Origin of the sequence: Streptomyces sp. WM6386 (assembly GCF_000972385.1) — a bacterium.
Lineage (GTDB): Bacteria > Actinomycetota > Actinomycetes > Streptomycetales > Streptomycetaceae > Streptomyces.
Window position 1 is genome coordinate 1 of the sequence record NZ_JXTE01000136.1, and the last position, 5,393, is coordinate 5,393.

Annotated in this window: 3 protein-coding genes and 1 pseudogene; all 4 read right to left on the bottom strand. The window is 70.2% G+C overall.

Features of this window, described 5'->3' with window-relative positions:
- Window positions 1-123: 123 nt before the first annotated feature.
- Entirely contained in the window at window positions 124-1,911 is a 1,788-nt protein-coding gene (locus tag TN53_RS39905) for a PQQ-binding-like beta-propeller repeat protein (RefSeq protein ID WP_046263760.1), read from the bottom strand.
- Window positions 1,912-2,102: 191 nt separating this feature from the next.
- Window positions 2,103-2,246 (bottom strand): annotated as a pseudogene (locus TN53_RS49680) (hypothetical protein); the annotation flags it as partial.
- A gap of 113 nt (window positions 2,247-2,359) precedes the next feature.
- Complete coding sequence (locus TN53_RS39910; protein ID WP_046263761.1) at window positions 2,360-4,162, bottom strand: ABC-F family ATP-binding cassette domain-containing protein; 1,803 nt, start codon at window positions 4,160-4,162, stop codon at window positions 2,360-2,362.
- A gap of 137 nt (window positions 4,163-4,299) precedes the next feature.
- The coding region (locus tag TN53_RS39915; protein WP_234441815.1) for an N-acetylmuramoyl-L-alanine amidase at window positions 4,300-5,393 on the bottom strand (1,094 nt) is incomplete at its 5' end.

The following is a 5,393-nucleotide window of genomic DNA, read 5'->3' on the forward strand; positions in this document are numbered from 1 at the left end:
GTCCTGCGGCGGGCCGAAACCACCCCCGGGCGGGGGCTGGTTGGGCGGCGGGGGCGGGGGCTGGGTCATGACGCGGGTACCTCGGGAAGTAGGGACGACGGCGGGAACGTGACGGGCGAGGGGCTACTTGCCGTAGGCGAGCATCAACTTCTCCTGCGTGTCGTCGTTGCCGCTCAGCCGTGTGGTCGAGAGGTAGAAGCGTCCGTCGACCCAGTCGATGGCCTTGGAGTAGAAGCCGTCCTCGATGTCGGCGATGCCCGCCGGGTTCTGGAGCAGCTTGGCCGGCTTGTGGTTCGAGCCGGTGGTGGCGAGGGAGACGACCTGGCCGCCCGCGTCGTACGACGGCTGGACGTAGGCGATCAGCTTGCCGTTCTCGATCTTCAGCGGCAGCATCGCCTCGTCCGCCGGGGACTTGACGCGCCACTTCTCCTTGCCGTTGGAGAGGTTGATCGCCACGATCTCGTTGGCGCTGGAGGTGGCATCCGTGGGCAGGTAGAGCGTGTCCGCGTCGGCGACGGCGCCCGTGCAGCCCGTCAGGTCACGCGCGAAGATCGCCCAGTCGCAGGCGGGGGCGAAGTCCTCGTCGAAGGCGACCTGGGAGCGGAACTTGCCACCGTCGGTGAACGTGGAGATGTTCCAGCTGTTCTTGTCCTCGTTGGTGCTGTAGATGACCAGCGGGTCGAGGGAGTAGGCGCGCGCGACCCGCCAGCCCTTGTCGAACTTCTGGGTCCACTTGACCTTGCCGGTCGTCGGGTCCAGCTCCTGCACCTCGTCGTGCTCGTTGTCACCGGAGGCGTCGCAGGAGGAGACGGCGATCAGTTTGGCACCGCCCGCGAAGGCGCTGGGGAAGCAGGCGTCGCCGTACTTCGCCTTGTCGAAGAGCTTCTTGCCGCTCTCCACGTCGTACCCCGTGCCCGACATCGAGCGTCCCACCAGCAACGTCTTGCCGGTGATGGACAGTTCGATCTGGAGGGTGCTGTCGAACAGCTCGCCGTCGGCGACCTCGCCGCTCCAGCCCTTCTCGCCGGTGTTGAGGTCGATCTCCTGGAGCTTGTTGCACTCCGCCCGGTCGCTGCTGCCGCTCATGTAGGCCACGACGATCTTGCCGGCGGCCGTCTGCTGCGGCGTGGTCGCGCAGATCTTCTGGTCGAAGGTGATCGGGGCCCAGGTGGGCTTGCCGTCGCCGACGTTGTAGGCGAAGAGCTGCTTGTACGCCGCCTTCACCGCGGTCTTGTCGGTGATCCACATACCGGGGGCGTCGGCGCCGTTGCCGGGCGCGTCGGGCGCGTCCTTGTACCAGAGCACCTTCGACTCGCCGGACTGGCGGCCCTCGTTGAGGTCCGTCTGTTCCTCGCCGCCGCCACCGTCGCCGTAACCGGGGTTGACCGGGTCGTCGGAGGCGGACGGCTTGGCGCTGCCGCTCTCCTTGGCGACCGGCTTCTTCGGGTCGTCGTCGCCGCTCGCTACCGCCCACACGGTGCCGCCGACCACCAGCAGCCCGGCCACGGCCGCGGCGATGACGAGGGCCGGCTTGCCCTTGAAGGGGTTGCGCGAGCCGGACGGCGGGGTGCCGGGGCCGCCGGGGTACTGCGGCTGAGGCGGGTAGCCGTAGCCGGGCTGGCCGTAGGGGCCGGGCGGCTGGGGCTGCCCGTAGGGACCGGGCTGGCCGTAGGGGCCCGGCTGCTGGGGCTGGGCGTACGGCCCCGGCTGCTGCTGCGGCTGGCCGTACGGACCGGAGGGCGGCTGCTGGGGGTAGCCGTAACCGGGCTGGGGTGCACCCGCCGGCGGTCCCTGCGGGGGCGGCGGCGTCTGCGGCGGGCCCGCAGGGGGCGGCGGCGCGCCGAAGCCGCCCTGCGGCGGCTGGTCCTGCGGTGCTCCAAAGCCGGGCGGCTGGTTGGGCGGCTGAGTCATCAGCGCGTTCCCCCTCGTTCACTGATTTTTAGCCACGCCCTGAGGTACGTAACGGACTCAGAGTCGTACTCAGAAAGTTCTCAGACGGCTCTTTCTATCACCCGGGACTGACAGGAACCCGGGCCGATCATCCCCTGTACCCAAGGGAGGACCGGCCCGTGACGCCTCTGTTATGCGCCTTCACGCAGCCTTCACGCATCCTCGGCGAGTTCCAGCCAGCGCATCTCCAGCTCCTCGCGCTCACCGGCCAAGCCCCGAAGGGTGGCGTCCAGTTCGGCCACCTTCGCGAAGTCCGTGGCGTTCTCGGCGATCTGGGCGTGCAGCTTGGTCTCCTTGTTACTCAGGTTCGCCTCGCAGCGTCCGCGCCGATCACGCGGTCCGACCCGTCTTTCGGCTGGGGGTCCGGGGGTTATCCCCCGGGAAGATGCAGCGCGCCTTCACGCAGCCTTCACGCGTCCTCGGCGAGTTCCAGCCAGCGCATCTCCAGCTCCTCGCGCTCCGCGGCCAAGTCCCGGAGCGCGGCGTCGAGTTCGGCCACCTTCGCGAAGTCCGTGGCGTTTTCGGCGATTTGGGCGTGCAGCTTGGTCTCCTTGTCGGAGATCTTGTCGAGCTGCCGCTCGATCTTCTGGAGCTCCTTCTTGGCGGCCCGCTGGTCGGCGGCGCTCACCGACGCGGCGGTCTTCTGGACGACCGGTGCGGCGGCGGCCGCGGCCTCCTCCATCTTGTGGCGGCGCTCGATGTACTCGTCGATACCGCGCGGCAGCATCCGCAGGGTGGCGTCGCCGAGGAGGGCGAAGACGCGGTCGGTGGTGCGCTCGACGAAGAAGCGGTCGTGGGAGATGACGATCATCGAGCCGGGCCAGCCGTCGAGGAGGTCCTCCAGCTGGGTCAGGGTCTCGATGTCGAGGTCGTTGGTGGGTTCGTCGAGGAAGAGGACGTTGGGCTCGTCCATGAGGAGACGCAGGAGCTGGAGCCTGCGCCGCTCACCACCCGACAGGTCGCCGACCGGCGTCCACTGCTTCTCCTTGTTGAAGCCGAACGTCTCGCACAGCTGTCCGGCGGTCATCTCGCGCCCCTTGCCGAGGTCGACGCGCTCGCGCACCCGCTGCACCGCCTCGAGGACCCGCAGGGTCGGGTCGAGTTCGGCGACCTCCTGGGAGAGGTAGGCGAGCTTGACCGTCTTGCCGACGGCGACCCGGCCGCCGACGGGCTGGGTCTCGCCCTCGGTCCGCCAGGCCTCGCGCATGGCGCGCAGCAGCGAGGTCTTGCCCGCGCCGTTGACGCCGACGAGGCCGATGCGGTCGCCGGGGCCGAGCTGCCAGGTGATGTGCTTGAGCAGCACCTTGGGGCCGGCCTGGACGGTCACGTCCTCCAGATCGAAGACCGTCCTGCCGAGTCGCGAGGAGGCGAACTTCATCAGCTCGCTGCTGTCGCGCGGCGGCGGCACGTCCTTGATGAGCTCGTTGGCCGCCTCGACCCGGAAGCGCGGCTTGGACGTCCGGGCGGGGGCGCCCCGGCGCAGCCAGGCGAGCTCCTTGCGGACCAGGTTCTGCCGCTTGGTCTCCTCGGTGGCGGCGATGCGCTCGCGCTCGGCGCGGGCGAAGACGTAGTCGGAGTAACCGCCCTCGTACTCGAAGACGTCGCCCTTCTGCACGTCCCACATGCGCGTGCAGACCTGGTCGAGGAACCAGCGGTCGTGGGTGACGCAGACGAGCGCGGAGCGGCGCTCGCGCAGATGCCGGGCGAGCCAGGAGATGCCCTCGACGTCGAGGTGGTTGGTCGGCTCGTCCAGGACGAGCAGGCCCTGCTCCTCGATGAGCAGCTTGGCGAGCGCGATCCGGCGGCGCTCACCACCGGAGAGCGGGCCGATGACGGTGTCCAGGCCCTGCGGGAAGCCGGGCAGGTCGAGGCCGCCGAAGAGCCCGGTCAGCACATCGCGGATCTTGGCGTTGCCGGCCCACTCGTGGTCGGCCAGGTCCCGGATGACCTCGTGCCGGACGGTCGCGGCCGAGTCCAGGGAGTCGTGCTGGGTGAGGACACCGCTGCGCAGCCCGCCGGAGTGGGTGACGCGGCCGGTGTCGGGCTCCTCCTGCTTGGCGAGCATGCGGATCAGGGTGGTCTTGCCGTCGCCGTTGCGGCCGACGACACCGATGCGATCGCCCTCGGAGACGCCGAGCGAGACGCCGTCGAGCAGGGCACGGGTGCCGTACACCTTGCTGACGTTCTCGACATTGACCAGATTGACGGCCATTTCTCTCCTGACAAGGGGGATGCTCGACCCTCCAGGGTAGTCGGGCGCACCCACAGGCCTTCAAACGCACCGGTCCGCTGCCCGGACGCGGAGACTCCCTTGATCGACGTGGCCGCGTCACGTCCACGGCAGGTGGGTCAGCGGGCGGCCGCCGCCCGTACCTCGGTCAGCAGGTCGTACATCGTCTGCCCGGGGCAGTCGGTCTGGAGCCAGTCGCGGTGGCCGCTGACCGTCTCGACGTCCTTGGTCACACCGTTGACCGGGTTGGTGAAGGTGGTCTTCGCCTGCGGGTCCAGGCCCTTGAACCGGGAGATCACCTTGATCAGGCGGACCAGCGAGGCCTTGGCCGCGTCCGTCGGGCCCTGGTCGGTGAGGGTGCCGAGGAGCGCGATGCCGAGGTTGCCGGAGTTGAAGCCGGAGGTGTGGAAGGCGGTGACGAGGTCGCCGTCGGGGTTGAAGGCGGGGACGTTGTCGTCGCCGGAGTAGCGGCCCTCGTAGACGGTGCCCGCCTCGTCGATCAGGAAGTGGTAGCCGATGTCGCCCCAGTCGAGGGTGACCGCGTGGTACTCGTAGATCGCCCGGACGGTCGCGGCGGGGTCGGCGTCGCCGTTCGGGGTGTCCGAGTGGTGGACGGTGATCGTCTGCAACGCGTAGTACTTCTCCGGCGAGTTGACCGCGCCGTTCTTGTACCGCTTCGACTCGTCCGCGCCCCACGCCGGCCGCGAGAGGTAGCGCACGCCACGCACGCGTGTCGGCTCGGACGGGACCTGGAAGGCACGCCTCGGACCGTCGGTGGTGTCGATCGCGAGCGAGCTCACGTCCGTCGTACCGTCCGCCGCCTTCACCTCGTACGACGTGGCGGCGCCGGCCGCGACCAGGGCCGTGCCCCCGTCGTCGACGGTCGCGCAGCCGCCGCTCAGCGTCTGCCAGTCACCGTCCGGGAGGCGCAGGGCGGCGCCGTCCCGCTCGCCGGCCCAGCGGACCCCGACGTAGGAGGCGGCGAAGGCGGGGGCGGCCGCGCCGGCGCCGGTGCTCGCGTCGGAGCGGGTGACGGGGAACTTCTCCGGCGTCGTACCGGAGGCCTTGTCCTGCGAACCGGAGTCGGAGTCGGTGGCGGCGAAGACCACCGGCGTCAGGGCAGCCCCGGCGGCCACGGCGCCGGCGGCCCCGATCACGCCACGACGGGACAGGGGCCGCTTCCTGCGATGGGAGGCGGGGGAGGGGGTGGGGG